This is a genomic window from Shewanella sp. 10B (genome assembly GCF_023475885.1).
Taxonomy (GTDB): domain Bacteria; phylum Pseudomonadota; class Gammaproteobacteria; order Enterobacterales; family Shewanellaceae; genus Shewanella; species Shewanella mangrovisoli.
Genome location: NZ_JAMDJO010000002.1, coordinates 415,446 through 442,423, shown reverse-complemented (window position 1 = coordinate 442,423; position 26,978 = coordinate 415,446). Strand labels below are relative to the sequence as shown.

The window sequence follows — 26,978 nt, the reverse complement described above, 5'->3', positions numbered from 1 at the left end:
TTGCAGAGAAGTGTCAGGAAGTTACACCAAATCAGAGTCTGCTTATGCAACCCAATTTATTTCCCGAACAAAGACATTTTAATCGTGAGCCGATGGTGATGCCGTCGGTGGAAGCTCAGTCTACCCGTAGCCGTTTACAACGCATGATGGGCAGTGTGCTACTCACTTGCAGCGTGTTGTTAAGCTTATCTGCTTGTGCAGCGGGTAAGGCGAGCGCACCGCAGGAAGAAGAGTTTAGCTACGCTTGGTTGAAAGGCTATGCCCATACGCTGGCGACTGAGTCCTATGTGAGCCATAAGGGCGAGTTGCCAAAAAGCTTACAGGGCATGAGCTGGGATGATTACCAGCAGTTCCATTTCAAGAAAAAAGCCGCCCTGTGGCGTGAGGATGATTCGGAGTTTCGCGCCGAGTTATTCCACTTAGGCCTGTACTTCGATACGCCTGTGCATATTTACCAATTGGAAAATGGTAAGGCAAAGCTTATCGAATATTCGTCTTCCATGTTCGATTACGGTAAATCCAAGGTGAAGGGTAGCCAGCTACCGAAAGACCTAGGCTTTGCTGGATTTAGAATGCAGTTCAACACCGACTGGCAGCGTGACGTGGTCGCCTTCTTAGGTGCCAGCTACTTCCGCGCCGTAGGTCAAGAAATGCAATATGGTCTATCTGCCCGTGGTTTAGCGGTAGACACTGCGCTGCCTAAACCTGAAGAATTCCCTATGTTTACCCGCTTCTGGTTAGAGAAACCACAACCGGGTTCTAATATTGCGACTGTGTACGCTCTGTTAGATTCACCAAGTGTAACAGGGGCTTACCGTTTCGATATCGAGCCGGGTGAACGTTTAAAAATGAAGGTCGATGCGGCGATTTACCCGCGTAAGGCTATCGAACGTTTAGGCGTTGCGCCACTAACCAGTATGTACATGGTGGGTGAAAACGATCGCCGTACCGGTTACGACTGGCGCCAAGAGATCCACGATTCAGACGGTCTTGCCATGCACACGGGTAACGGTGAGTGGATTTGGCGTCCGCTGGGCAACCCAAGCAACCTGCGTTTCAATGCCTATAGCGATGAGAATCCAAAGGGCTTTGGTTTAATGCAGCGCGACCGTAATTTCGACCATTATCAAGATGATGGTGTGTTCTACGAGAAGCGCCCAAGCCTGTGGATTGAGCCAACGGGTAACTGGGGTAAAGGTTCGGTGCAGTTAGTGGAAATTCCAACACTGGATGAAACCTTTGACAATATCGTGGCGTTTTGGAACCCGGCAGAGCCCATTCAGCCAGGTCAAGAGTTACTCTACAGCTACAACATGTACTGGGGCGGTATTCCACCCGTGCAGTCACCCCGTGCTCGTGTAGTCGATACCTTTACCGGTATTGGTGGTGTGGTTGGTCAAAAGCGTAAGTACTATAGCAAGCGCTTTGTGATTGATTTTGCTGGTGGTTCATTACCTATGCTGGGTAAAGATACCCAAGTGAAAGCGGTGATTTCGACCTCTCAAGGTCGTGTTGAAATTGAATCTGCTCGCCCACAACATGCGATCAACGGTTACCGCGCTATGTTTGACCTAGTGCCACCAGAAGACAGCGTTGAGCCGATTAACCTCAGAGTTTACTTAGAGGTAGATGGTCAACCGTTAACTGAGACTTGGATGTACCAATGGACACCACCACCAGTGAACGAGCGTGAGTTGCATAACGCCGGTCATCTGCAGTAAGCCGTGACTCAGTTTTAAATCTTAAAACGCCAGCCCTGTGCTGGCGTTTTTGTTTTGGCTTTAGCTACTTTTTACCCAGTGTGGGGTTTATACAGTTTGATAGACTAAGACTAGATTATCTAAAAAATGCCCCAGCAACTGATTCATCCGAGTCGTTGATTGCTCCTGGATGAACTTAGGGCTTTGAATGTATGCCATGGTCTGCGTACTGGAAAAAGCCTGTTCTTGGGCAATGAGTGGCGTCAATTGACTACTGATAAATTCAAGATGGCATTGGAATCCATAAACTAAATTTGTGTAACGTACAATTTGCCGTGGGCAAGCTTCACTGGTGGCGAGTACTTCGCTATTGGGAGTGAGGCCTGGCATGTCGTTATGCCAGTGGCCGACTATTTCGGTTGTCGAAAATGTCTTAAGGTTAATATCATTTTTACCTGCTGCCGTTAGCTCTATGGGGAAATAACCAATCTCGGTATGTGGGCTCTTTTGATAACGGGCGCCTAATGCTTCGCCAATTAATTGTGCGCCAAGGCAAACCCCCACAACGGCTTTATTTGTTTGAATAGCTTGCCTGATAAGTCTTTGTTCTGCTTGACTATCAAAATATGGACAATCGCTTTGGCATGTGGCGGGAGACTGAGGGCCTCCGAGGATAATTAACAGATCAAAACCATCAGTATCTTCGGGGAGGGCTTCACCTAAATAGACTCTGCTAAAGCTCATTTTGTAGTTTTTGCTGGCGGCCCAATCACTAAAATATCCTAGACCTTCATAGCTTTCATGAATAATGCAATGAATCTGCATTGAGTTTTCCTGTGTCTTTTATGGGATAACGCTATGCTACAATCCTTTTATTTGGCTGAATAAAGTCATATGGACAAATAATGATGCTAAGCCGCCAAACTGATTCGATTAACGCTATTATTGAGCAAGCGCCTAATATGCCTTGCTTTGTAAAAACGATTGAGATGCAGAAAGGGTATGTGGATGTTTTACACGAGCACTGTTGGCATCAGCTTATTTTTCCGCTTCAAGGCCTGTTACAGACAGAGGCAAATGGGTCACTATTTCTAGTTCCCCATACCACTGCGCTTTTTGTGCCAGCAGGGGTGATACATGAGTCTGTTGCGATTACTGATACCTGCTTTATTGGTGTCTATCTGAACCCTATGTATGGTCGAGATTATGGCGCCACGATTAAACCAGTTGCTATGAGTACTTTCCTAAGGGAGTTAGTGTTAACGATCAGAAAACAATGTATTTTTAACACTCCAATGAATGTTGATCCAATACTGCTGGCGGCAATACAGCGTTTACTTGAGGTGTTATACGATCAAATTAATAGTGCTGGGGAACAGACTTTTAAGCTACTGATACCACAAGATAGGCGCCTAAAATTGATTTTTGAGCACTTAACTCAAACGCCTGCTCTAGATTTATCTTTAGTGAAATGGGGTGAGATGGTTGGGGCATCGGAGCGAACATTGTCGAGGTTATTCGTGAGGGAGTTTGGTTCTTCCTTCGTATTATGGCGTCAACATTTGCGGCTGATCTATTCGCTATCACTATTGGCTACTGACCTATCAATACAGAATGTGGCCCACCAAATTGGTTATCAAAATGACTCATCCTATATCAAAGCCTTCAAGGAGCGTTTTGGGGTGACGCCACAGCGATTTCGATTAGGCGATCATGGGATATAACCTTGTGACGATTTATGGTGACGAACACTCTATTTAATCGATACTTCTTACATTAAATCAGTCCGTTGTATCTTTTTGCGGCCCAGATATTCATTAGGGCCGAATAAAATCAAGCCTGTGCTAATTGCAAGCATGCAACTGAGTTATTGAGGACTGATTCACTTTTTGCAAATCTAAATAATTTTTCACTGTCAAAGAGGCCTACCTAAGGCGTAATCTGTGGCGTCCTCGTTATAGGTTAGCGATTCATGTTTGAGATATTGACTTCTATCGGCCTGGGTTGGTCGGTAGCTTTAGTGCTGGCGGTGTTATTTGTGCTGGCCTACGAATTTATCAATGGTTTCCACGATACCGCCAATGCTGTTGCCACAGTCATCTACACCAAGGCAATGCCTGCCAACCTCGCGGTGATTTCTTCAGCCCTGTTCAACTTTGCCGGAGTGCTACTCGGTGGACTTGGCGTGGCCTATGCCATAGTGCATCTCTTGCCCGTCGATTCTTTACTGGGAATGGACTCCACCCAAGGGTTGTTGATGGTGTTCTCGCTACTCTTCTCGGCCATTATTTGGAACTTAGGCACCTGGTATTTTGGCATTCCAGCCTCCAGTTCCCATACCCTGATTGGCTCGATTATGGGGGTTGGTGGCGCATTCGCTTGGATACACAATGAACCTGTACTGCACGGCATTAATCTCACCAAAGCCACGCAAATTATGCTGTCGTTGATCATTTCGCCCACGCTGGGGTTTGTGCTGGCGGGGATACTGTTATTGCTAATGAAGTTTGTGTGGCAAAAGCACAAGATCCACCGCACCCCCGATGAACAATTTCAGATTAATGGCAAACGCCATCCGCCGTTCTGGGCGCGCGTCAGTTTGATAGCCTCGGCCATGGGGGTGAGCTTCGCCCACGGTTCTAACGATGGCCAAAAAGGCATTGGTTTAGTGATGCTGGTGCTGATCTGTATGGCGCCAGCGTATTTTGCCCTCGACATGAGTAGCCAATCCTATGATTTAGAAAGAACACAGGATGCTAACCGCCGTATTATGGCTATCTACAGTCGCAATCAAGCTGTGATTAGCGATCTGGTGGATGTTAAAGCACAAGTGAATGTGACTGACACTTTACTGAGCCACTGCTCGGCACAAACCGTGTTACCGGCCATGTCGCTACTCGATCGCCGTTTAGATAAGGCCAGCAGTTTTCAAGAGATGACTGTCGAAGAACGTCGTGAAGTGCGTCGCCTGCTGCTGTGTATCGATGATACTGCGCGCAAAGTGGCAAAATTAGACTTACCCGCCAAGGAGTTAACATCACTCAATAAATGGCGTAAGGACCTAACTAAGTCAACCGAATACGCGCCTTTGTGGGTGATAGTGGCCATTGCGACGGCTTTGGGCTGTGGCACCTTAGTGGGTTGGCGCCGCATTGTTTATACGGTCGGCGAGAAGATAGGCTCCTCGGGGATGACCTACAGCCAAGGGATTGCGGCACAGGTGACGGCGGCGGCATCGATTGGGATTGCTAGCGTGACGGGGATGCCGGTTTCAACCACCCATATTCTGTCTTCGGCGGTGGCGGGCACTATGGTGGCTAATCGCTCAGGCTTACAAAGCCAAACCATTAAGCAGATTTTATTGGCTTGGGTACTGACACTGCCGATTACCATGCTCTTATCGGCCTTGGTGTTTATCTTGGCTAACGTGCTCTGGGGTTAAGCTCAATACCCTTTACCAGGTCAGTTGCATCTGCGCTGTGGATTGTACCAAGGCCTTATGCAACTGAATCGTCGGTAAGCTGACCTCATCGGCCAGTTGTTGCTGTAACTGCTGGTATAAACGTACCGCTAATTCAGGCGCGGTCTGGTTATCGGGCGTATGGATAAACAGATAGGGCTCGCGACCCTCTTTTATCCACAGCGCGAGTTGCCGTAGCCAATTGTTAAAAAAGCTATCGTTATTCTTCACCTGCAATCTATCGTTGCTCGCCGCTAAGGCTTCAATCGTGCCATCCGTTTGGCCAATAAAGCGCACCACGGGCGTATGGGCGGTCGCGATAGCGTGGACGGGCACCTGAGGTTTTTTCTTATGGGCATCGATAATCGCCTCGTTGGCGGGCGGCAGGGCAAATAGCGGCCGACTGTCCATTATAATGCGATTGACTTGTCTGTCCATCAGCAGACGATTTAGCGCGCGCTCGGCGTCTCCCTTGGCAAAAAAGGCTAAATGGCGAACCTCTACGCCATAGCTTAAACCTTGCGGTAACAGATCAAAAAAACGTGCTAATGCGGGCAACTGTTCTGGCCCGAAGGCGGCGGGGAGCTGAATTTTCCACAAACCGGTTTTTTCGACCAAGGGTGACATCACTTGGAAGAAAGCCAGTAACTCCTGCTGACAATCCTGCAACTGTCTTTGATGGGTGATGGTCTGTGGCAGTTTGAAGGTAAAGCGAAAATCAACTGGGGTGGCACTGTGCCAATTCATCACGGTTTGCGCATTTGGCGTCGCGTAAAAGCTGGTGTTACCTTCCACTGTGTTGAAGATACTGGCATAGCGAGCAAGTCTGTCAGCCTGTTTAGTGCTTGAACCATAAACACTTTCTTGCCAGTGGTTATGTGACCACATGGCAAGCCCGAGACGTAAATGCCGCGGGCTATGGGAAGGGGACTTGAGTGACGCCAAAAATGCTCCTAGTTAAACTTATTGCCTGATATTCAATGGATAAATCAGCGTTGTGAGCTTATCATCGCCGTTTTATGTGAGTATTGTGCTCAAATCCCTTTATATAGGTCAAATCGCTTTTACCCTCAACTTACAGTGCTTAGCTTAGTGATTAAGCCTGCGTGGAACTGTCATAATAATTAACCTACTCTAATAGTATGTTATTGTGTGGTGAGAGCTTTAACGACTGGGGATAAATTGCCTCAGTATGAAGATGTAAATGAGCCGCAGGCATGGTTGGAGAGTTGTGTGAAAAACGATGGTTATACTTCCCTAAGCCAATTTGTTGATCTGCTATTGGATGCCATCTGTGTCGTCGATAAAACGGGGCACTTTGAATTTGTCAGTGCGGGGGCCGAACGTATTTTTGGCTATACCCCAGACGAAATGCTCGGCATGCAGATGTTAGATCTTGTCTATCCACCGGACAGGGAACGGACTCTCGCCGCAGCCAACGACATAATGGAAGGGCGTTTTAAGCTCGACTTTGAAAACCGTTATGTACGAAAGGACGGTACTCTCGTCGATATTCTTTGGTCCGCCCGTTGGTCCGAGGACCGTCAGCAGCGGATTGCCGTGGCTCGTGATATCACTAAGAATAAAATTGCCGAGCGGCGCCAAGCCGCGCTCTATGAAATTTCAGAAGCCGTGCATGTGGCCGAAGATCTCTTAGCCCTGTATCGGCATATTCATCAGATCATGGCCAAGTTATTACCGGCGGCGAATTTTGCCATTGCGCTTTATGATCAAGATCTTAATGATCTGGATTTTCCTTATCGAGTTTGGGTTGGCGAGCAGAATCGGGCGCAGTGTGCCAGCTTCGATCTGTTTACCGAACAAGTGATCCAAAGCGCCGAGTCACTGCTGATTTGTCCGGTTGCTATGCCCGTTTCCCATGCTCAGGAGCAAGATTTTCAAAATCAACCTATTAGTTGGCTTGGGGTCCCGCTAAAGCTACAAAAGGGCATAATTGGCGCGCTGATCATGCATAGCACTCCGGATTCTCGGGCCTACACTAAGCAAGATTGCGAGCTGGTGGAATTTGTGTCGACCCAAATCGCCTTCGCGATTGAGCGGCGGCAGATGTTGGCGCGTTTAGAGCATATTGCGCTTTACGACCAACTCACCCATTTGCCAAATCGTGAGTTGTTTTATGACAGATTCCAGAAGGCGCTATCACGCGCGAATCGTGAATCGAGCTATTTCTCCTTACTCTATTTGGACTTAGACAAGTTTAAATGGGTGAATGATACCTATGGCCATGGTGTAGGCGACCTGTTACTGCAAATCACTGCCCAGCGGATTTTGGGCTGCGTTAGAAACTCGGATACGGTTGCTCGTTTTGGTGGCGATGAGTTTGTGATCCTATTGGAGCGTGTCGATTCGGCGCAGAATACCCTGCTCGTTGCCCAAAAAATTCTTGAAGTACTTAATCACCCCTTCGAATTAGTCAATCAACAGATCCATATTTTGCCCAGCATAGGCATTGCCCTTTATCCCGAACATGGAAAGGATGAAAAACAGCTGCTGTCCTGCGCCGATTCGGCGATGTATAAGGCGAAGCGTAATGGGGGGAATCGGGTTGAAATGGGCTATCAAGGCTTAAAGACCAGCTATTTTGAATCCTTGAGCCCGCATCATCTCTAAACGTAAAAAGAGATAGTTTTAGCATAAATAAAAATCCCCAATAAGTTTAAGATTATCGGGGATTTTTATGGATGATTCGATGAATGACTGCGGCAGTATTTAGCCAGTCCTTATAGCTTAAAGCGGCCGACTTCCTGTTGCAGCGAGGCGGCTAAGTGAGCCAATTCCTGCGCCTGAACCATAGAGCTTTGCGCTTCGATAGAGAGGTTTTCAGAGACCTCACGAATCGATTCGGTATTACGGTTAATTTCGCTGGTGACCGAGGTTTGCTCCTCTGCGGCCGTGGCAATTTGGCTCGCCATATCCGAGATCTCATTAATGGCTTTGCTGATCTGTAGCAGGCTCTCACTGGCCGAGTTAGCGTCGGCGACACTGGTTTCAGCCATATCATGACTTTGAGTCATAGATTTAACCGCCTTACCCGCAGTTTGCTGTAAGGTTTCGATCATGGCTTGAATTTCTTGGGTCGAGGAGTGAGTGCGCTGCGACAACACCCGCACTTCGTCGGCTACGACGGCAAAGCCACGACCTTGCTCTCCGGCGCGGGCGGCTTCAATGGCGGCGTTCAGAGCCAGTAAGTTGGTTTGTTCGGCAATGCCACTGATGGTGAGCAGGATGCTATTAATTTTCTGCGAGTGTTCATTTAACTCGCTGATAATACGACCCGCAGTTTCGACCTCGTTGGCTAAGTTGCGGATCGATTGCTGACTCTGCATCACTTGTTTTTGGCCGTGGTTCGACAGACCAACCGCATCCTGCGCCGTTTGCGCTGTGTGTTCGGCATTGCTGGCAATCTCTTCGGTGGCGCTCGCCATTTCAGTCACGGCGGTGGCAACCATAGTCACTTCGTCCTGCTGTACGGCGATGCGCTGGCTATTATCTGTGGCCGAGGCGCTACTGCCTTGGGCTTGATATTCCAGTTGGCCTGCAATCTTGTGCATTCTTGAGATCATGCCGTGCAGACGCTCGACGAAGCGGTTAAAGCCCGAGGCTAAGATGCCAATCTCGTCGTGGCTGTTGGCGGTGTGAATTCTCACCGTTAGGTCACCATCCCCTTCGGCAATATCATTGAGTGCCAAGGCAACGCGTTCTAAGTCTTTAAATTGGATCTTGAAGATGGCGACTAGGACTAAGCCGAAAATCACCAGTAAACCAGCACCGACGGCGGACATCCACCAAGCGAGTGTGGTGGCCTGCGACATGATTTCGTCTTTATTCATTACGAAAACCAATTCCCAATCGGTGGATGGCACAGCCGCAACATAAATAAGTTGGGTCTCGCCATCGAGTTCGCGCTCTTCTAGGGTATTGGCGTTGGCACGTTGAGATAACCAGCTCGGGGTAAAACTATTATCGATTTTATTGAGTTGTTCGTTATTGAGCTGGCTTTTAGGATGGCTGATGATAAGCCCTGTCTTGTCCACCATGATGGTGTAGCCTTTGCCTGGCACTTGAAGGCGCTGCACCGCATCTGTGAGTTGATCTATGGTGAGGTTTGCTGCCGCCACCCCAAACAGGCTACCAGAGACAGTTACAGGTTCTGCAATGGTCACTACTTGTTTTTTTAAGGTGGCGCTGACATAGGGCGCGGTCATCACAATGGCATTGGCTGCTTTGGCATCCATATACCAAGGACGAATTCTGGGGTCATAGTTAGCGACGTTAAGCGCAGGATCTTGGCGATACATGTTGCCTTGTTCATCTCCAAAATAGGTCAGCGCGAATCCCATACCATTATGGGCTTGTAATAAATAAGGGGTGATCTGCACACTGGGATCGGCCTCTATGGTCTTTTTAAGACTAGTGATGGCCATTTTTCTATCTTGCATCCACAGGCCAATCCCTTCGGCAAAGGTGTTCGCCAGTTGATCAATTTCATGTTGAGTATTTTCTAAGGCATTATTTCTAATGAAGTAACTTGAAATGCTTACCAGCACTGCGACAGTAATGAGAACGGCGAAGAGACTACTAAAGAGTAAGCGGGTTTTGAGTGTTGATCTCATATGTAATTCCTTTAAATTCCGTTAGCTGTCTAACGTTAATAGAGTATAGCGGCTGAAAGTGTGAAAGCATGAATAGATAAGCCACTCTTTTTATGACGGTTGAAATTGGAATTCATGGCGCTGTGAGTGTAATCTCGGCAAATAGTCAATTGAGTTAGCTAATTGCTTTTATAGGAGTTTATACCGCTAACATGACGAATTTGATTTATTGCACAGCTTTTAGTCGTTATGGAGCATACGCTGAGGGAACGATCAGTTAGTGCAAACAGCACCGATTAATACAATGAGTGACCTATATGAAATGGAATTTTCCGCGCTGGTGCTTAAATCCTTGGCTACATACAAGCCTGTTATTTATTTTGCCTATCCTGCTGGCGAGCGCACTGCAACCTTGGTTAACCTCTTACAGCATGGAGAAAAGATTTACCCAAGATCTCGATAATATTGCCACCGATTTTGCGAGTGGTTTAGATGGTTTTGAGCAGCGCAATGTTGAACAGGCTTTTGCCGAGTTATCTTTTAGTTGTGATCCAGAGGATATTGCCCTACTGAATAGTCCCTCACTGAGCCCCGCAATCGTACGCTTTATTCAACTCGAACTCGCCGATGGTAGGCAATGCTCCAATATTGGCCCGCCAGTGCATTATCAGTTTGACCGATTTCGCAGCCTATTTATCGATTCGCAATTGGTGGATATTGCCACCACAGTCGCCGCCAACGATAGAGCCCGCAGCATCGCTTATATTTTTCATCTTGGTGAGCAGAGGTTAGTGGTGCTCACTAATAGCTCTGTCTATAACGAAACCCTATCTACTCTGTGCCATGGCTGTTACCAATTAATGATTGGTTACCAAGGTCTTTCTTCCCTCGAGCGAGGCGTTGAAGATTTACTGCAAACCCAAACCTTTATCGAAGATTCTCGTTATATCAGCGTATTAGATGTGACTTTGACCTTAAGAGCGGGGGATGAGCTTTATTGGCGTGAGGCTTCTCGGGTTGGGATTGTATTGTTTATCTCTGCGCTTATTGTGGCCTTTTTAGCGGTAATTTTTTATTGGAATTGGCAATCGGCTCGGGTGTCTATGGGGATGCTGATCCAAAAGGGCATTAGCCGTAAAGAGTTTATTCCTTACTATCAACCTATTATCGATTGTCGCAGCGGCGAGGTGGTCGGTCAGGAAATGTTAGTCCGTTGGCGAAGGTTCGATGGTGTACTCGTTCAGCCGAATCAGTTTATTCCCTATGCCGAAGATTCGGGATTAATCCTGCCGATCACCGATCTGATTTTGGAGCAGGTATATCAGGACTTGCCTCAGCTTAAGGGCTGGGTCAGCGTTAATATTGTCGCCCAACATTTAGAATTGGGTTTACTCAGCCAATGGTTTTCGTCTCACCCCGATCCTAGGGCTAAGCGAATTTCCTTCGAGTTGACCGAGCGTAAACCCATCACACAATTCGAATTAGCCTTGGCCGAAATGAAGGCGGTCACCCCCCTGTGCCACGACTTTAAACTGGACGACTTTGGTACTGGCTTTGGTGGTTTTAGTTATTTACAGCGGCTAGGAATTAACAGCATCAAAATCGATAAGATGTTTACCGATACCATAGGCACGCAGGACTTAAAGGGCGCGGTACTCGATGCCATTATTGCCTTTGGCCGAGAGTCACAGATGGATATGGTGGCCGAAGGTGTCGAAACCCTAGCGCAGGTAGAGTATTTGGCCGCCAAAGGGGTATATCAACATCAAGGGTATTTTTATGCGAAGCCTTTGGCCTTTGAGGATTTGCTGACGTTTTACCAGAATTTATCCAATAAAAAGTAAGATGGACGCACAAAAAAGAGGCCCCTATGAGCCTCTTTTTTTGTGGATGATGAACCGATTTATCAATGGGTCATTTTATTCTTAATCAGTACACAGCGCTGCTCGGCTTGGCGAGTTTCTAACAGGGTACGGCGGGCAAGATTCGATAATCCAGTTTGGCTATCTAGTACTTTATCCAAGGCGGCAATACTGGTGTAGTTACAGTCGGTTGGGATCAAGTTACGGCTGTAGCTACGCATAAATACTGGGCCTTTTTTATCCATATCCCCTAAGTTGGCGAGGCGCTCTTCGGCGGTCGCGGCACTTAAGAGTTTTTGCTCCGCAGGATAGAGGTTTTCCATAATGATGCGCTGTTTGGCAAACGGCAGGGCGTCGGCATGGACTTTACTCAACCAGCGACGTTTTGCGGCCGCTTCTGGGCGGATAACTTGGGCGGCCAATGCGGCTTTTTCACCCGAATCTGAGTTATCGCGGGCGGCTTCCTGGCTAATACGTTGCTGCGCATTCGGGAAGTCGTAGCGATTCAGCTGAGTGATGATGGCCCAGCGCAGATCTTGGTCTAAAGTTAAGCCCTTGATTTTGGTCGTGCCATCTAGCAATTGCGCTAAGTGACGCAGACTGTCGCGATCGCCAGCCAACTGGATATAGGCATTGAACCAGCGGCGCTGGAAGTCATTGTCGCCACGGCTCTCCATGGTCTTACGAAGGCTCATTTGCGCTAAGCCTTTGACCGCATTTTCAGCATAGTTTTGCTGAATCGGCGCGATTTGTGCGAGGTATTCTTTACTGCGTAGCAAGCTCGAAATAATCTGGCCGACCACAGTGTAGTCATTCTCTGCAGGGGCGTTGACGAATACCGTGCTTAAGTATTGATCTAGGCTCAGGTTGCCTTCACGCACACTGTCCCACAGACTTTGCCATAGCATAGAACGCAGCAGAGGATCTGTAACACGGCTTAACTGTTGCTTAGCGGTGTCGAAGGATTTGTCATCGAGTTGTACTTTCACAAAGCCCCAGTCATCGTAGTTGGGGTAAACCAAATCAGGACAACGTTCTCCGACCAATTGCTTCACCTCAGTGCGTTCGCCCTTGTAGGTGACTGGTACCGTGGTCTCATGTCTTAAATCGAAGCGCCCCTTAGTGAACAGAGCGATTTGGACTTTCTGCTCCCTGAGCGTCGGCAGTTCGCTGCTGGCAGGATACTGCAACAGGCTAAATTCGCTGATGCGGTTGCCGTCACAGCGGTACTCGGCCTTAATGGTGTTGACCCCCGCACTGTAGAGCCAGTCCTTCGTCCAGGCGCTTAAGTCGCGGCCAGCAGCTTTGGCTAGGCTATTGATAAAGTCGTCCAGCTCGGCATTTTGATAGCTGTATTGCTTTAAGTAGTTACTCACGCCGCGCTGGAACACCAGATCGCCGAGTAAGTGGCGTAACTGCTTGAGGGTCGAGGCGCCCTTTTGATAGGTGATGGCATCGATGTTATCGAAGGCATTTTGGGTGGTCGCCACGGGCACTTCGATAGGATGGGTGGTCACTAGGCTGTCTTGCTCATAGGCGCGCTGTTTGCCTTGGGCGTAAAAACTGCGCCAAGCGTTGGTAAATTCGGTGGCTTCTTGGGTGGCGAGTGTGCCCATAAAAGAAGCAAAACTCTCGTTTAACCACAGGCCATTCCACCATTTCATGGTGACTAGATCGCCAAACCATTGGTGCGCCATCTCATGCATGATAACGCCGGCTAAGCTTTGTTTTTGCTCGGCGGTCATTGCCGCTTTGTGGAGGAAATGATCTTCGGCAAAGGTCACTGCGCCAGCATTTTCCATCGCACCGTAGAGGAAATCTGGTACTAAGAGTTGATCGTACTTTTTAAAGGGGTAAGGGATACCAAAATAGGCATCAAAGAAGTTTAAGCCTTGTTTAGTATAGGTAAACCAATCCTCTGGCGTGACTTGGTTAGCCACCGATTGGCGCGCGAACAGGCGCATTGGGTAGCGGCCAGAATTATCCTGCCACATATGGTATGGTCCTGCGTGCATCGAGAAGTTATACGGGCTTAACTTAGGTGTTTCAGGAAACTCCCAACGATTTATTGCTCCCGCAGGTGTAACTGAAGACTCGCGCATGGTGCTGATCACTTGCCAGTCCTTCGGCGCGGTCACGCTGATTTTATAGTTGGCTTTTAAATCGGGTTGGTCGAACACTGCAAACATTTGCTGCGCCGCAGCAGGTTCGAAGTGTGAATACAGGTAGACCTTACCATCGACGGGGTCTTGGAAACGGTGCAAGCCTTCCCCATTAGTGCTGTGGGCGCGAGTAAATTGCACTTCGACCGTGTTGTCGCCCGACGACAGTAAACGGGTGTTCAGACTGATATAGGCGCCATTGTAATTAGGGTAAACCGAGGTGCCGTTAATCAAAAAGCGCTTAATTTGTGCCTTGTTTAAATCGAGACTCAATTGCTTAGGCACTTCGCTAAGATTGAAATGGACCTTAGTGGTGGCGCTAAACTCAGTGTCGCCAGTCAGTTGAAAATCCAGCTCATAATGCACATTCGAAATCACCTGTGAACGTAAGCTCGCCTGATATTGGCTGATATAGGGGCTGGCATCCCTTGGGCCCGTATTTAACGGACTTTGGACGGCGCACGACATCAGGGCCGAGCAGGTGAGGGCGACTAGGCTGGCTTTAAACAAATTCACGACTTCAATCCTTCAACGATTTACTTTATTTGTGGCTTGGACGCGGCGCAGGTTGGTAAGTTTAGGCACTGTGAAGTGGCAAACTTATCCCGTTCAAAAGCGGCACCCATGCTAGGTATTTTGGCCGAGTACACTACCTTATTTAGCATGGATAACCAATGTTAAAAATGTAAAAAAAAGCCAGCGAAAATGCTGGCTTTTTTTGAGTATTTCGGCTTTAGCCCATGGGGCTGAACGAGATTACATACCTAAGAAAGACTTAGACTTTGTCTTACGGATTTCTTTTTCGTCAGACCATTCGATAAGGCCTGTTTCTAAGTCCATCAGACGCATAGTCATCTTGTAGTAAACGTCTTTAGTGCTGCCATCTTGCTTAACGATGCTAGACAGGTTGCCATACAGCATGTACTGGGCTCCGATTTGACGGCCAAACTTGATGGCGGTTGATGGGTCAACCATACCGGTATTGTTTTGGTAATCGAGTTGCTTACGAACTGAATCGACTTTTGTCATATCGACAAAACGGAACTTGCCTGAGCGCAGCAACTTGTTGCTGATAGAGTCGGTTACTGATTCAGTATCGATATGCTCAGAGGTTTTGTTTTTGATGCTATCGACAAACAAAATTGGGCGGTTGTTCGCCGTCATTGCTACGATAGGTGGGAAAGTCATCATGCTATCGACCATCTTAGCGGCGATGGCTTGCAGATCCGTTGAGCCAAAGTTTGCGTTAACGGTTTCCACTTCTGTGGCATCGCCATACTCTACCTTCGATTGACATGCAGCCAGGCCCATTACGGCAGCCAGCACAAAAATCAGTTTAAATTGTTTCATAGTCAGTTCCATTTTGTGATTGTAAAAACTTAATGACACTCGTTTTATTCAAACATTCACCGCTAGGTTAAATGATTATTGAATAAATTCGGGTGTAATTACCAGTATCAATTGCCCAGACCAAGGTGGTCTTGCCTGCGGCAACGTCAATTTTGGCCGGTGGTGCCTTGTCTAACTGCAGCGTGTATTCCCCCGGATTGAGATAACGTCTGCCAATTTGCGCTTGTTTTGGCAGGGTCAACCAACTGCGGCGGTCCGCCTGTTCGGTGACCACGTTAAAAATCTGCATCGCGATACTGCCGATATCGGCGGCATTGTTACCGGGTTTGCCGCTTTTTTCGACCTGATAGGCCATTTCCGATTTGGCATATACCCGCGCGACTTGGCGAACCAAGGTGCCGGGCAAATCTTCCTTGAGCGCATTAATCGCTAAGGCATCGATATTGGCGATGGGCTCGGTTTTAAGCACTGTGCCTAAGCCTTGCACTTGGGTCTCGGCAACAAAGTTATTGTTTGGCCCATAGGTTGCCAAAGAGACAGTTTGCCAGTTGCCATGGATAGTGAAGGGCACTGTGAGCGCTTGTTTTTCGGGGACAAATCCCTTTTCGACCATGAGAATGACTTGGCCTTCACCCGCCTTGGGAAGCAGGGCATCGCCCCAGCGCTTTTTAAACTCATCGTATTGCGGCATGCCGAGCTGTTTGGCAAGACGTACTAAATCCTGTTGCAGATAAGTGTTATCTGGAGTGATTTGCGCCGCTTTACGGTAGTCGATAAAGGCATCGTTTGGCTCGCCTAACACCTCATGCAACAGACCCGTAGTGTAGTAGCTGTAGGCGTTGAGGAAGGAGCTAGTTACTGTGCCAGCGGCTTGACCGAGCTTATTCACTTCAGCATCTATGGTGCCATTGGCCATAGCCTGCACGGATTTTTGCGACTTTTGATAACGTTCCTGCTCAGAGCCTTGTAGCTCATTACTGCGGCGAACTTCCACCAAGGCACCTTGATAGTCACCGCTGAACAGGTAATTCAATGCTTGATATTGGTGCAGCATAATGCGCTCGTAGCCTGGGCCGCGATAGGGGATGGCATTATCGTTTAACACTAAGCTGCTAGCAGTTGCCCCTATGTCGCTGGCGCTGATCTTGGCTTTGTCATCGAAGGCTGTATAGGCATCTACCGCTTGCTGATAGTACTTACGGCTGCTGGCAAAATCTCCGGCGACCTGCGCCACTCGTCCCGCTTCTTGGGCGTAGAGTAGGCCATCGTTACCTTGGATATTGCTGGCTAATTTCTCGATATCCGCCATGGGCGTTGCGGTATTGAGCTCTTGTTTTATCGGTGCAATTTGCGCCGGATAATTGATAAAAATACTGTTATAGGCACAGCCGCTCGAGCTTAAAATGGCCGCGAACACTACTGTACTGATTGTGGGTCTGATAAAAGAATGAATGAAGGTGCTGTTCATGCCTGATGATTACCTGCTTGCGCCATTACTGTTTGCTCCGGCATTTGTGAACGCTCTAGCAAAGTGATCCCTTGTAGATGATCAAACTCATGTTGGAAAATACGAGCAATAAAACCTGTTAACTCAGTCTGTTGCCTGTGCCCTGAAAGATCTTGATAGCGCACGACAATCGTCTGGTGGCGCCAAATGCTAAACCTTTGGCCGGGAACCGATAAGCAGCCTTCTTCACCGCTAACTAATTCCGCAGAGGCAGACAAGATCTGTGGATTGACCACCACGACTGGGTCCATTAGCGGCGCATCGGGATAACGCTCGTTCGGCCGAGATGCCATGATAAACAGTGCTAGAGGACTGTGCACTTGTGGAGCGGCAATACCAACGCCCTTGGCGGCCACCATGCTCAGCGCCATCTGCTCAGCTAATTGACTCAAAGCCGTATCGAAGTCGCGTACTTCAATGGCGTGCTCTTTTAAAATGGCTTCACCCACCAAAGCGATTGGCAGTGGCTGACTGGGCGCTTGTAACATCTCATCTTTAAACATCGCATTCCCTGGATATTTAGTGGCCATAGTGTTGTTAGCGGATTTTGTTACCCATTATCCGTTATCACATTAATAATGGGGCGGTGGCGTTTCTTCGGCTTGGGTCGCAATATTGCTGGGTTCCATCGCCTTTAATTTGCCAATCAATAACTGAATTTGATGTTGCTGATTGGCGATGAGCTGGTTCAGCTTAATGACCTCTTGGTTTAACTCTTCGACCGTGAGCTCTTGAAAAGCCAATTTCATTTGCAGCTCTTCAATCTGTTCTTGTACGCCTTGCATGACTAACCTCTACTCCTGCCAAGTCTCAACTAGGCCTTGGCTACTGATACTAACCACTTTATTGGTATCTCGAATTGCCACAGAGTATACAACGGCTCCTCGGTTTTGGCTGTTTTTAGTCAGCGCAATTTGCCACTTAGCAATAGGTTTACCCGTTTGGCGTTGCCAGAGTATGACTTCGCGCGCGGGTGTGCCTGTGAGCAACTGAGTGTCTTGCTTGGCGAAACGTACCGCCGAGAAGGTCATTTGTCGACGTTTAATCTCTAATTGATTTAATAGCTTACCATTAGTGTTGTCCCAAATGTTCGCCTCATTGGTACTGCCATTGGTAAAGCTTAATGTGCCGCTGTCGTTGAGTGCCACCTTAGTTACTCGGCTACCTATATCCCAAGTGTGGATAGGCTGCCCAGTTTGCGCCTGCCACAGGATTGCCTGCATATCGTTGGAGCCTGACAGGGCAATGCGTCCATCGGCGGAAAGCGCAACCGTATTCACTCTTTCCTTATGCCCTAAGAATTTTATCAATGCGGTTTTAGCGGCATTGAGTGACATCACGCTGCCATCGTTCAAACCAATCAGTAAGGCGCCATTGTTAGCCACAGCGACACTCTCTCCCGAGGCGGGCAGCGACCACCATCCTCGGGATTTGCCGTCGGCTATTGTCCATAGGGCAACTGAATCGCGGCTTAACGAGGCGGCGAACTCGCCGTTAGGGGAAATGGCGGTGGCCGTGACGCCAGTGTTGAGGTCGCCATGCACCCATTGGTACTTGAGGCTATGGGTGATTAAGTCCCAACATTGCACCCCTTGGCTTTGGGTGGCGACAATGGCGATATTGCCGTCGCTAGAGAGGCTCGCGCTGTACGAAGGTTCCTGTGAAAGCACTCGAATATCATCGGCTTTGGGCTGACAGGCCGCTAAAAAAAGTGTGCAAAATACCAGCAGTAGGGTTTTCTTCATGAACTTGCTCCTAAAGTTGGTGTCTCTAGTCCGGTAGAGTGAGATTAATCACAGTTAACACATAACAGAATCTAGTTGGTATAACCCAGATAACTAGTATACAGTTGTCGCGCTTAGGTTATTGTAACCGCTTGAGGATGCTGAGGAAGCTTTAATGAAATCGATTTATAAATTATCGTTAGTTGCATTGGCTGTTATTGGCCTATCTGCTTGTAATCAAGAAGAAAAAGCAACAAATGCAAGCACAAATGTTGAATTAACGACTGAAGCACAAAAAGAAGCCTACAGTGTTGGCGCTTCAATCGGTCGTTATATGTCTGGCCATATCAAAGAGCAAGAAGAATTAGGCCTGCCAGTTGACCGTGCGCTGATCGTGACTGGTTTTACTAACGGTCTGAATGATCAACTGAAATTAACCGAAGAAGAAATGCAAACCATTCTTCAAGGTTTAGACAAAAAGTTAAACGACAAACGCACAGAACAAGCTAAAGCCATTGCAGCGAAAAACATCGAGGACGGTAAAAAGTTCCTCGAGGAAAACAAAGCTAAGCCTGGCGTAGTGACCACTGAATCGGGTCTGCAATACGAAGTGTTAACACCAGGTTCTGGTGACAAGCCAGCGGCTGAAGACACTGTAGAGGTGGATTACGTAGGTACTTTGCTTGACGGCACTGAGTTTGATAGCTCATACAAGCGTGGTCAAACGGCTAAGTTCCCATTAAACCGCGTTATTCCAGGCTGGACCGAAGGCGTACAATTAATGCCTGTGGGTGCTAAGTACAAGTTTGTGATCCCTGCAAACTTAGCTTACGGCGACCGTGATACTGGTACTATTCCACCAAACTCAACCCTGATTTTTGAAGTTGAACTGAAATCAATTGAGAAAGCACAAGCGGCTCCTGCTGCTGAGCCTGCTAAAAAGTAATTTGCAGTGATAACAACTTAACTCGGGTTAAGTTTTGCACTCATAGAATACCGCCTACCTAGGGCGGTATTTTTTTGCATTCGAAATGACTAAGCAGTGCTGTAAGCGATACAAATAAAACCATGGGGCAACTTGTTTAACCGTTTTACAGCATCTCGCAAACGACCACACCTAGGCTTTTTAAATCGAACTAGCGTTTAAAAGACGGAAAAAGGCGTATTCTTTTGACGACGAATAATATTTCAAAATAATGATCAAATAATTAAGTTTTAAATAAATTGCCATAATTTAAATTATCGAAAACGCCTATTTTATTCGGTATGGCATTCTTAAAAATATCATCAAAATATCACATTTATTTTTTGATTGTTATTTGCTCGCTTTCACTCTGATATATCACTGTGATGTCTTTATCTTACTTATTGTTTTCTTACTGCTTAATACTTTTGTGTTATAGCACTGTTCTGTATATAGGACAGTTTGAGTTGTAAAATTTCATTTCCATCAATATCTTATGCGTGCATAGTGGGATCTTCCCCTCTTTTTTTAGCTTTTCAACTCTGGAATAATCCGCCCGCACGTTAATAAAAATTAGCGGCGATATTATAATAATGGGGTTGATAATATGGATAATGTTAATAAGTTAACGGCTATTTCTTTAGCTGTGGCCGCAGCTTTGCCAATGATGGCAAGCGCTGATGTGATGATCACTGAATATGTTGAAGGTAGCTCGAACAACAAAGCTATCGAATTGTATAACAGCGGTGATACGGCAATTGATCTGGCGGGTTATAAACTCGTTCGTTATAAAGATGGCGCCACTGATGCTTTAGATATGCAAGCATTAGATGGACAAAGTATTGCGCCAAAATCCACAAAAGTGATTTTAAACTCAAGCGCAGTCATTACCCTGCCTCAAGGTGTCGATAGTTTTTCGGGCACGTTAAGTTTTAACGGTGGTGATGCGGTTGCCTTAGTTAAAGATGGTGCCGTAGTCGATATTATCGGTGATGTGCCCACGCCGACAGGATGGGGCCTCGATGTCACCCTGCAGCGTAAACTCGATTCATTAGTTGCCAACACTGTCTTTAATCCTGCCCAGTGGGAACAATTACCTAAGGACACCTTCACAGGTTTAGGTTCGCTAGAAGCTGCGACTGAGCCTGAAACGCCTGTCTTTAGCTGCAGCGGCGCGAAAATCGTCCCTATTTATCAAGTCCAAGGTGCGGGTGAATCTAGCCCTTATGTACCTGAAGGTGCATTCGAGTCTGAAACCGAAGTGACGGTTCGCGGCGTAGTGACCGCCCGTGGCGAGAGCTTATTTAAAGGTTTCTACCTCCAAGAAGTGAAAGGCGATAACTCGCCATACACCTCCGACGGTGTGTTCGTGTTTTTAGGTGAGAATCCACCTGAAGCGATTCAACCAGGCGTTGAAGTCTGCGTTCAGGGGAAGGTGAAGGAATACTTCGGCCTAACCCAAATCGATATTAAAGCCGATAAGAAATTTGAAGTCGGTGCTAAGGGTGAAGTCCCTGCTGCAACACCATTCTACGTGGCTGACGGCGAAACTTTAGCGCAAGCATTAGAGCGCTATGAAGGCATGAATGTGAAACTGGATGCGGGTAGCGATCTGAAGATCAGCCGTACCTTCAGTTACGATTATGCGGGCCGTCGTAATAACATGCTGGTGTCTTACAAGGCACCGTTGATGAAGCCGACTCAGCTCTATCCAGCACTGTCAGCAGAAGCAACGGCGTTAGTTAAATCTAACCTTGAAAATCAGCTGTTTATCGAATCTGACTACAAGCCAGCCGACGGTGTTATCCCTTACTTCCCTGACTTTAACGTCGAAACCGGTTATATCCGTGTGGGCGACCAACTGACCAACCTCGAAGGGGTGATAGGTTACAGCTATGGCGCCTACCGTTTAGTGGCAACCAATACTATTACCGCTGGCGACTTTATCCGCGGTGACGATAGAACCGACGCGCCAAGTGTGGCCACTAAGGGCGATATCCGTGTTGCTAGCTTTAACGTGCTGAACTTCTTTAACGATGTTGTTGGCGGAGATACTAACCCATCGGGCAGTAACCGCGGCGCATTAACCGAAGAAGAAATGCTGCTGCAACGTGCGAAAATCGTCAGCGCGATTACCGCCATGAACGCCGATATCGTCGGTTTAATGGAAATCGCTAACAACGGTTTTGGTGAAAAGAGCGCGATTAAGAACTTAGTCGATGCCTTAAACGAGAAGCAAACTGCTGAAAACGCTTATAGTTTCGTTGAAATCACCGATGAAGATAAATACGACGGTAAGTATTTTGGTAGCGATGCCATCACTGTGGGTATGCTTTACCGCGCGGGTAAAGTGAGCCTAGCGGGTGCGGCTCGTGCGATTGATACCCCTGAGCAGCACGCGAGCGCTGGCAGTGTGACTCGTATTAAAGACGGCAAGACTGAGACTAATCCAGGTAACGATGCTTACCAGCGTCACAGCTTAGCGCAAACCTTTAAGATCCATGATCAGAACTTAACAGTTGTTGTTAACCATCTGAAATCAAAAGGTTCAGGCTGTTTAGAAGATTGGATCAACTTCGAAGAGTCAGTCGATCCGGCTGATCAACAGGGCAAGTGTAATGCCTTCCGCGTATCGGCAGCGAAAGTGCTCGGCGAAGCCTTAAAAGACGTTAAGGGCGATCTGCTGGTGATTGGTGATATGAATGCCTACGGCATGGAAGATCCTATCCGCGTATTGACCGATTACGATGCGAGCAAGTCTGAGCGCGATATCATGACCGCCTCATGGACCACTTTAGATGGCAAAGTGTTTGAGCGCCAAGGTAGCAAGATTGAGAAGGGCTATGGTCTGGTTAACCTCAATACTCAGGCCCATGGTGCTGGTACTTACTCATACAGCTACAACGGTGAGTTAGGTAACCTCGACCATGCCTTAGCAAACACCAGTCTTGCAAAGCGTTTAGTGGATATCGAAGATTGGCATATCAACTCGGTGGAATCTAACCTGTTCGAATACGGCAAAAAATTCTCTGGCGAACTGGCTAAATCTGAAAATGCTTTCTCAGCTTCTGATCATGACCCAGTGATTGTGGCGCTTAGCTACCCAGCGCCGGTTGAGCCACCAAAACCTGAGCCAAAACCAAAGGATGATGGTGGTGCGTTAGGATACTTAGGTCTAGCCTTGCTATCTCTATTTGGTCTACAACGCCGTCGCCGTTAATCGAGTGATTGCACGCTCACAACTGAGTTTGTGAGCTAAACTCAGAGCTAAGGGATGGTTTTACCATCCCTTTTTTATGGCACTGTTGTTGTGAAAGTTTGTACCTTGAACACTCGGAGAGCAGAAATGGCAGCGACTGGCTCCTACCATGCAATCGGCGTAGCGAAAGCGCCACTGTGGTTTTATTTTGTCTCATTTGTCAGTTTGCTATGGAACATCATGGGCTTATTGGCATTTGTTATCCAAATGACCATGACGCCTGAAGCCATGGCGCAGATGAGCCCAGATCAAATAAAGCTCTATGAATCTACACCCGCCTGGCTTGACTGTGTGTTTGGTTTTGCGGTGGTTTCTGGTGTTATAGGTTGTCTGTTGTTACTTATTAAAAAAGCCTTTTCCTATAAAGTGTTAGTTGCATCCTTAGTCGCAGTATTGCTGCAAATGGGCTATGTATTTGGTATTCAACAGGCGGCTGCGGTATTAGGCAGCGATGCCCTCATTATGCCGAGTGTGGTGATCCTGTGGGGAGTGTTCTTAGTCTGGTTTAGTCGTTTTGCTGTCACAAAGCATTGGTTAACTTAGGCGCAGCATCCCCTTGCCGTTTTACACAGATTAAGCCAATGCTTATGTGTTGAACTTCAGTCACTTCTTAGTAAACTGCTAGCTGGTTTTCTTTACTAGGATGTTGAAATGAGTATTTGGTTTAGACCTGTCACCTTAGAGGATTGTGCGCGTTTAGATGCTGGCATGGGGGGCAAAGGCACCTTGATGCAGACCCTAGGGATTGAGATCAGTGAGATTGGTGATGACTACATGAAGGCAACTATGCCTGCCACGCCAGCCGTACATAATCCCTTAGGCATTGTTCATGGCGGTGCTAACGTGGCGCTGGCCGAAACGGTTGCCAGCTATGCCGCAAACTTTGCGGTGGATTTCGAGCAATATTATTGTGTTGGACAAGAGATTAACGCCAACCATTTACGCGCTTCGCGTAATGGCGTACTGACCGCGACGGCTAAACCGGTTCATTTGGGAAAACGCAGTTCGGTGTGGGAAATCTTAATCCATAATAGTGCAGGGGAGTTGACCTGTATTTCACGGATGACGGCGGCGGTAGTAAAACGCTAACAAGGCTCAACCAACCTGTTGTAGTTGTATCAATCGATAAATAAGGACGTGGTATGGATAGTGCAATGATGTGGGAATGGGTTGGTTATTTAGCGTCTGTGGTGGTGGCCATCTCTTTGATGATGTCTAACATCAAAAAGTTACGCTGGTGGAACTTGCTGGGGTCGGCATTATTCGTTGCCTATGGGGTGGCGATACAAGCTTATCCAGTGGCGGCGGTTAACTTTTTTATCGTGATAATCGATGCCTATTACTTAGTCGTCATCTATCGTGAACAGGCGGCCTCTGTCAATGAGTAATATGTAGCACTTTGAATCAATTGAAGTATTTTTTAAGTTTGTCTTAAGCTCGAGTTCTCATTTTTGCCAAGTCGGTTTGCGTTACGGCTGGCATACTCTTTATTCTGTCGCTGGCTATTTCATCGCATACGGGGAGTGAACTTTACTCCCTGAATGATCTAAGCATTCTTCGTTAATCTGAAATGTAGATTGTTTGAATCTATATTAATCGTTTTATTGAATCTGTATCTTTGTCTATTCTAACTCCATCGACAAAACGTCGCCCTGCCAAGGAGATAAGCCATGGCCACAATTTACGATTTAATTGAATCTTGGGTTAACACCAATCAAGAATGAGGAGCAAGGTATGAGTCAACAGTATTTAACAAGCCAAAGCGGTTCTCCAATTGCTGACGATCAAAACTCATTGTCAGCGGGCGAGCGTGGTCCTTTACTACTGCAAGATTGGCATTTAATTGAAAAGCTTGCCCACTTTAACCGTGAGCGTATTCCTGAGCGTGTTGTGCATGCCAAAGGCACTGGCGTATACGGTACTTTCACCCTGACCAAAGACTTAAGCGAATACACCATTGCCGATCACTTTAACGGTGTTGGTAAGCAAACTGAAACCTTCGTACGCTTCTCTACCGTGGGCGGTGAAATGGGTTCTGCTGATGCCGAGCGCGATCCCCGTGGTTTTGGTCTGCGCTTTTATACCGCTCGTGGTAATCACGATATCGTGGGTAACAACACGCCGACCTTCTTCCTGCGTGATGGGATTAAGTTTCCAGACTTTATCCATACCCAAAAGCGTAACCCATTGACGAATTTGAAAGATCCGCAAGCCATGTGGGACTTCTGGTCATTAAACCCTGAAGCCATGCACCAAGTAACGATTCTGATGTCTGACCGTGGTATTCCGGCAAACTATCGCCAAATGCATGGTTATGGTTCGCATACTTTCTCGTTCTGGAATGCTAAAGGTGAGCGTTTCTGGGTGAAGTTCCACTTCAAATCGCAGCAAGGCGTGGTGAACTTAACCAACGAGCAAGCCGATAAGTTAAAGGGTATCGACCCTGACTCATCCCAGCGCGATATGGTGGTGGCAGTGACCGATGGCAACTTCCCACGCTGGACGGTGAACGTACAGATTATGCCTGAGAGCGACGCCAACACTTACCATATCAACCCATTCGATTTAACTAAGGTGTGGCCACATGGCGATTACCCGTTAATTGAGATTGGTGTGTTAGAGCTGAATCGTTTACCGCAAAACTACTTTGCCGAAGTCGAGCAAGTGGCATTAGCACCGAGCAACTTAGTGCCTGGTGTGGGCGCATCGCCCGACAAGATGTTACAGGCGCGTTTATTCGCCTATGCCGATGCGCAGCGTTACCGTATTGGGGCGAACTACAACCAGTTACCAGTAAACTGCCCACATGCGACTAAAGCGAATCATCATCAACGTGCGGGTGCCATGGCGGGAACGCAATGCCCGTACCACGGTAGCCAAACCGGTGGCGATGCCGCAGCTAACTATGGTCCAAACAGCACTGCGGGAGCTTTAGTGGAACCGGCAAACTTTGCCGAGCCACCACTGCGTTTAGATGGCGAAGCGGCACGTTACAGCCGTTACAATCAGGATGATTACACGCAAGCGGGTAATTTGTATCGCATCTTTAGCGAAGCTGAGAAAGTGCGCTTAGTGGAAACGATTTCTGGCTCACTGCGTCAGGCGAGTTTAGAGGTACAGCAACGTATGCTGGCACATTTCCACAAGGCCGATGCGGATTACGGTCAACGGATCCAAACTGCACTCGGGTTATAAGCTTAATTAACCCATAAAAAAGGCCAATGTTATCACTGGCCTTTTTGTTTATCTAAATTTAATCAATTGGTTAAAGCACTAGCGTTGCGACACCTAATAGGGCGAATAAAATCGCGCAGCCTCGGTGGATCCACTTCATTGGTAGTTTTTCGGCACTAAAATGCCCTGCAATAACCACTGGGACGTTTGCCAGCAACATACCCAAAGTGGTACCTGCAACCACCATGGCTAAGGCATCGTATTTAGCGGCTAACACGACAGTCGCGATTTGGGTTTTGTCGCCCATCTCGGCAATAAAGAACAGAATAAAGGTCGCGATAAAAGGCCCCATCTTATAGAAACGGCTTTCTTCGGCGTCCACTTTATCGGGGATTAACACCCATAGCGCAATCGCAAAGAAGGAAGCGGCAACCAAGTAGCGTGCTACATCTGGGCTTACCCAGTTAATCGCCCATTGACCAAGCCAAGCGGCGGCAAAATGGTTAAATAGGGTTGAGAGTAAAATACCCAAGATAATCGCGGTTTTATTTTTAAATCTTGCAGCGAGCAATAGGGCAAGCAGTTGGGTTTTATCGCCAATCTCGGCGATGGCAACCGTAAAGGTTGAGGCGAGTAACGCTTCCAAGTGTGATCCTTTTAGGGGTGGTTTTTGACATAAGCACAATAGACCGTCCACCCCTAGGTGCGGTTACTGTGCTCAGGTCTTGCAGGACAAATCGATGATTTGCTGTGAACACCATGGCATGCGGCCAAGTATGTTGATGTTCACCCTGAATATCGACGGCTCGAAATCCAGTTAGCTACTCCCCCGAAGCTAGGAGGGCATTATACCCAAGTAAGAGTCTGTTTCAAGGGTAAAGTCATTAAGCTTAAGCGCAAATAATATGACAAACGCCAATAAAATACCGCTCGACGTTTTGTAATGCATTGAATTGTAACATTTTAATTTTTGACAACGTTGTCTTTTATTGCTAGGTTAGCCCTGTCTCAATTTAAGTTACATATTGTTAACTTGAATGGAGAACCACCGTATTTGGCAAACTAATTGAAAAATTAGGACGCAAAGCCTCCGGTCTAAGGTTGTAAAGGGATGTTGTAACTAAGATAGCGGGGTTGCCTCTGAATTGATTTAATGCTTTCAATTCTTTGAAAAATAAACGGCTTTGCTTAATGCTGTTTTGC

At 47.4% G+C, this 26,978-nt stretch carries 21 protein-coding genes and 1 riboswitch; of the genes, 11 read left to right on the top strand and 10 right to left on the bottom strand.

Going from position 1 to position 26,978, the window contains the following annotated elements; genetic code table 11:
- The first annotated feature begins 44 nt into the window (after nt 1–44).
- On the top strand, nt 45–1,721 hold the full coding sequence (locus M0415_RS09410; protein ID WP_249554133.1) for an OpgD/OpgG family glucan biosynthesis protein: 1,677 nt from the start codon (nt 45–47) through the stop codon (nt 1,719–1,721).
- An 87-nt stretch (nt 1,722–1,808) separates the two neighbouring features.
- Here M0415_RS09410 and M0415_RS09405 read toward each other — a convergent pair whose 3' ends face one another.
- On the bottom strand, nt 1,809–2,525 hold the full coding sequence (locus tag M0415_RS09405) for a type 1 glutamine amidotransferase (protein ID WP_249554135.1): 717 nt from the start codon (nt 2,523–2,525) through the stop codon (nt 1,809–1,811).
- 83 nt (nt 2,526–2,608) lie between these two features.
- Between M0415_RS09405 and M0415_RS09400 the strand changes: the two genes are divergently transcribed.
- Nucleotides 2,609–3,424: an AraC family transcriptional regulator gene (locus M0415_RS09400; protein ID WP_342190631.1), complete on the top strand. Its 816-nt coding sequence runs from the start codon at nt 2,609–2,611 to the stop codon at nt 3,422–3,424.
- A 248-nt stretch (nt 3,425–3,672) separates the two neighbouring features.
- Complete coding sequence (locus M0415_RS09395) at nt 3,673–5,142, top strand: inorganic phosphate transporter (protein ID WP_249554139.1); 1,470 nt, start codon at nt 3,673–3,675, stop codon at nt 5,140–5,142.
- Nucleotides 5,143–5,154: 12 nt separating this feature from the next.
- Here M0415_RS09395 and M0415_RS09390 read toward each other — a convergent pair whose 3' ends face one another.
- Nucleotides 5,155–6,048: a DUF72 domain-containing protein gene (locus M0415_RS09390; protein WP_249556576.1), complete on the bottom strand. Its 894-nt coding sequence runs from the start codon at nt 6,046–6,048 to the stop codon at nt 5,155–5,157.
- A 345-nt stretch (nt 6,049–6,393) separates the two neighbouring features.
- Here M0415_RS09390 and M0415_RS09385 point away from each other — a divergent pair, with 345 nt between their 5' ends.
- Nucleotides 6,394–7,791, top strand: a complete 1,398-nt coding sequence (locus M0415_RS09385; protein ID WP_249554148.1) for a sensor domain-containing protein — start codon at nt 6,394–6,396, stop codon at nt 7,789–7,791.
- A gap of 110 nt (nt 7,792–7,901) precedes the next feature.
- Here M0415_RS09385 and M0415_RS09380 read toward each other — a convergent pair whose 3' ends face one another.
- Nucleotides 7,902–9,794: a methyl-accepting chemotaxis protein gene (locus tag M0415_RS09380; RefSeq protein ID WP_011716030.1), complete on the bottom strand. Its 1,893-nt coding sequence runs from the start codon at nt 9,792–9,794 to the stop codon at nt 7,902–7,904.
- A gap of 296 nt (nt 9,795–10,090) precedes the next feature.
- Here M0415_RS09380 and M0415_RS09375 point away from each other — a divergent pair, with 296 nt between their 5' ends.
- Nucleotides 10,091–11,617: an EAL domain-containing protein gene (locus M0415_RS09375; protein ID WP_249554150.1), complete on the top strand. Its 1,527-nt coding sequence runs from the start codon at nt 10,091–10,093 to the stop codon at nt 11,615–11,617.
- 62 nt (nt 11,618–11,679) lie between these two features.
- On the opposite strand, the gene pepN is transcribed toward M0415_RS09375, so the two are convergent.
- The 6 genes from pepN to M0415_RS09345 all read right to left on the bottom strand — a co-directional run bounded on the left by pepN (nt 11,680) and on the right by M0415_RS09345 (nt 18,399).
- The gene (gene pepN, locus M0415_RS09370) at nt 11,680–14,313 is read right to left on the bottom strand and encodes an aminopeptidase N (RefSeq protein ID WP_249554152.1); all 2,634 of its coding nucleotides are present in this window, start codon (nt 14,311–14,313) and stop codon (nt 11,680–11,682) included.
- 240 nt (nt 14,314–14,553) lie between these two features.
- Nucleotides 14,554–15,147: a penicillin-binding protein activator LpoB gene (lpoB, locus tag M0415_RS09365; protein ID WP_249554154.1), complete on the bottom strand. Its 594-nt coding sequence runs from the start codon at nt 15,145–15,147 to the stop codon at nt 14,554–14,556.
- A gap of 67 nt (nt 15,148–15,214) precedes the next feature.
- Entirely contained in the window at nt 15,215–16,615 is a 1,401-nt protein-coding gene (locus tag M0415_RS09360; RefSeq protein ID WP_249554156.1) for a COG3014 family protein, read from the bottom strand.
- Nucleotides 16,612–17,157, bottom strand: coding sequence for a peptide deformylase (def, locus tag M0415_RS09355; protein ID WP_249554158.1), 546 nt, complete (start codon nt 17,155–17,157; stop codon nt 16,612–16,614). Before def ends, M0415_RS09360 begins: the two co-directional genes overlap by 4 nt.
- Nucleotides 17,158–17,226: 69 nt before the next feature.
- A complete protein-coding gene (locus tag M0415_RS09350; RefSeq protein ID WP_011716034.1) occupies nt 17,227–17,439 on the bottom strand; it encodes a SlyX family protein in 213 nt (70 codons plus the stop codon).
- A gap of 9 nt (nt 17,440–17,448) precedes the next feature.
- On the bottom strand, nt 17,449–18,399 hold the full coding sequence (locus tag M0415_RS09345; protein WP_249554160.1) for a WD40 repeat domain-containing protein: 951 nt from the start codon (nt 18,397–18,399) through the stop codon (nt 17,449–17,451).
- Nucleotides 18,400–18,553: 154 nt separating this feature from the next.
- Here M0415_RS09345 and fkpA point away from each other — a divergent pair, with 154 nt between their 5' ends.
- The 6 genes from fkpA (at nt 18,554) to katB (ending at nt 25,796) form a co-directional block, all read left to right on the top strand.
- Complete coding sequence (fkpA, locus tag M0415_RS09340) at nt 18,554–19,324, top strand: FKBP-type peptidyl-prolyl cis-trans isomerase (RefSeq protein WP_011716036.1); 771 nt, start codon at nt 18,554–18,556, stop codon at nt 19,322–19,324.
- 625 nt (nt 19,325–19,949) lie between these two features.
- Entirely contained in the window at nt 19,950–22,562 is a 2,613-nt protein-coding gene (exeM, locus tag M0415_RS09335) for an extracellular exonuclease ExeM (RefSeq protein ID WP_249554162.1), read from the top strand.
- Nucleotides 22,563–22,688: 126 nt separating this feature from the next.
- Nucleotides 22,689–23,144 carry a hypothetical protein gene (locus M0415_RS09330; RefSeq protein ID WP_249554164.1) on the top strand — a complete coding sequence of 152 codons (456 nt, stop codon included), beginning with the start codon at nt 22,689–22,691 and terminating at the stop codon, nt 23,142–23,144.
- A gap of 108 nt (nt 23,145–23,252) precedes the next feature.
- A complete protein-coding gene (locus tag M0415_RS09325; protein WP_011716039.1) occupies nt 23,253–23,690 on the top strand; it encodes a PaaI family thioesterase in 438 nt (145 codons plus the stop codon).
- Between the two features lie 53 nt (nt 23,691–23,743).
- A complete protein-coding gene (locus M0415_RS09320; RefSeq protein WP_011716040.1) occupies nt 23,744–23,989 on the top strand; it encodes a YgjV family protein in 246 nt (81 codons plus the stop codon).
- 346 nt (nt 23,990–24,335) lie between these two features.
- On the top strand, nt 24,336–25,796 hold the full coding sequence (gene katB / locus M0415_RS09315) for a catalase KatB (protein ID WP_249554166.1): 1,461 nt from the start codon (nt 24,336–24,338) through the stop codon (nt 25,794–25,796).
- A 70-nt stretch (nt 25,797–25,866) separates the two neighbouring features.
- Here katB and M0415_RS09310 read toward each other — a convergent pair whose 3' ends face one another.
- Nucleotides 25,867–26,421 carry a TMEM165/GDT1 family protein gene (locus M0415_RS09310; RefSeq protein ID WP_088210953.1) on the bottom strand — a complete coding sequence of 185 codons (555 nt, stop codon included), beginning with the start codon at nt 26,419–26,421 and terminating at the stop codon, nt 25,867–25,869.
- A 400-nt stretch (nt 26,422–26,821) separates the two neighbouring features.
- A riboswitch (cyclic di-GMP riboswitch) is annotated at nt 26,822–26,917 on the top strand.
- Nucleotides 26,918–26,978 lie beyond the last annotated feature (61 nt).

Excerpts from the sequence above, each read along its gene's own strand:
- M0415_RS09390 (WP_249556576.1), bottom strand. The coding sequence starts at position 6,048 with ATGTGGTCACATAACCACTGGCAAGAAAGTGTTTATGGTTCAAGCACT.
- fkpA (WP_011716036.1), top strand. The coding sequence starts at position 18,554 with ATGAAATCGATTTATAAATTATCGTTAGTTGCATTGGCTGTTATTGGC.
- lpoB (WP_249554154.1), bottom strand. The coding sequence starts at position 15,147 with ATGAAACAATTTAAACTGATTTTTGTGCTGGCTGCCGTAATGGGCCTG.
- M0415_RS09375 (WP_249554150.1), top strand. The coding sequence starts at position 10,091 with ATGAAATGGAATTTTCCGCGCTGGTGCTTAAATCCTTGGCTACATACA.
- exeM (WP_249554162.1), top strand. The coding sequence starts at position 19,950 with ATGGATAATGTTAATAAGTTAACGGCTATTTCTTTAGCTGTGGCCGCA.
- M0415_RS09320 (WP_011716040.1), top strand. The coding sequence starts at position 23,744 with ATGGATAGTGCAATGATGTGGGAATGGGTTGGTTATTTAGCGTCTGTG.
- def (WP_249554158.1), bottom strand. The coding sequence starts at position 17,157 with ATGTTTAAAGATGAGATGTTACAAGCGCCCAGTCAGCCACTGCCAATC.
- M0415_RS09380 (WP_011716030.1), bottom strand. The coding sequence starts at position 9,794 with ATGAGATCAACACTCAAAACCCGCTTACTCTTTAGTAGTCTCTTCGCC.
- M0415_RS09395 (WP_249554139.1), top strand. The coding sequence starts at position 3,673 with ATGTTTGAGATATTGACTTCTATCGGCCTGGGTTGGTCGGTAGCTTTA.
- M0415_RS09325 (WP_011716039.1), top strand. The coding sequence starts at position 23,253 with ATGAGTATTTGGTTTAGACCTGTCACCTTAGAGGATTGTGCGCGTTTA.
- M0415_RS09410 (WP_249554133.1), top strand. The coding sequence starts at position 45 with ATGCAACCCAATTTATTTCCCGAACAAAGACATTTTAATCGTGAGCCG.
- katB (WP_249554166.1), top strand. The coding sequence starts at position 24,336 with ATGAGTCAACAGTATTTAACAAGCCAAAGCGGTTCTCCAATTGCTGAC.
- M0415_RS09330 (WP_249554164.1), top strand. The coding sequence starts at position 22,689 with ATGGCAGCGACTGGCTCCTACCATGCAATCGGCGTAGCGAAAGCGCCA.
- M0415_RS09400 (WP_342190631.1), top strand. The coding sequence starts at position 2,609 with ATGCTAAGCCGCCAAACTGATTCGATTAACGCTATTATTGAGCAAGCG.
- M0415_RS09405 (WP_249554135.1), bottom strand. The coding sequence starts at position 2,525 with ATGCAGATTCATTGCATTATTCATGAAAGCTATGAAGGTCTAGGATAT.
- M0415_RS09350 (WP_011716034.1), bottom strand. The coding sequence starts at position 17,439 with ATGCAAGGCGTACAAGAACAGATTGAAGAGCTGCAAATGAAATTGGCT.
- M0415_RS09345 (WP_249554160.1), bottom strand. The coding sequence starts at position 18,399 with ATGAAGAAAACCCTACTGCTGGTATTTTGCACACTTTTTTTAGCGGCC.
- M0415_RS09360 (WP_249554156.1), bottom strand. The coding sequence starts at position 16,615 with ATGAACAGCACCTTCATTCATTCTTTTATCAGACCCACAATCAGTACA.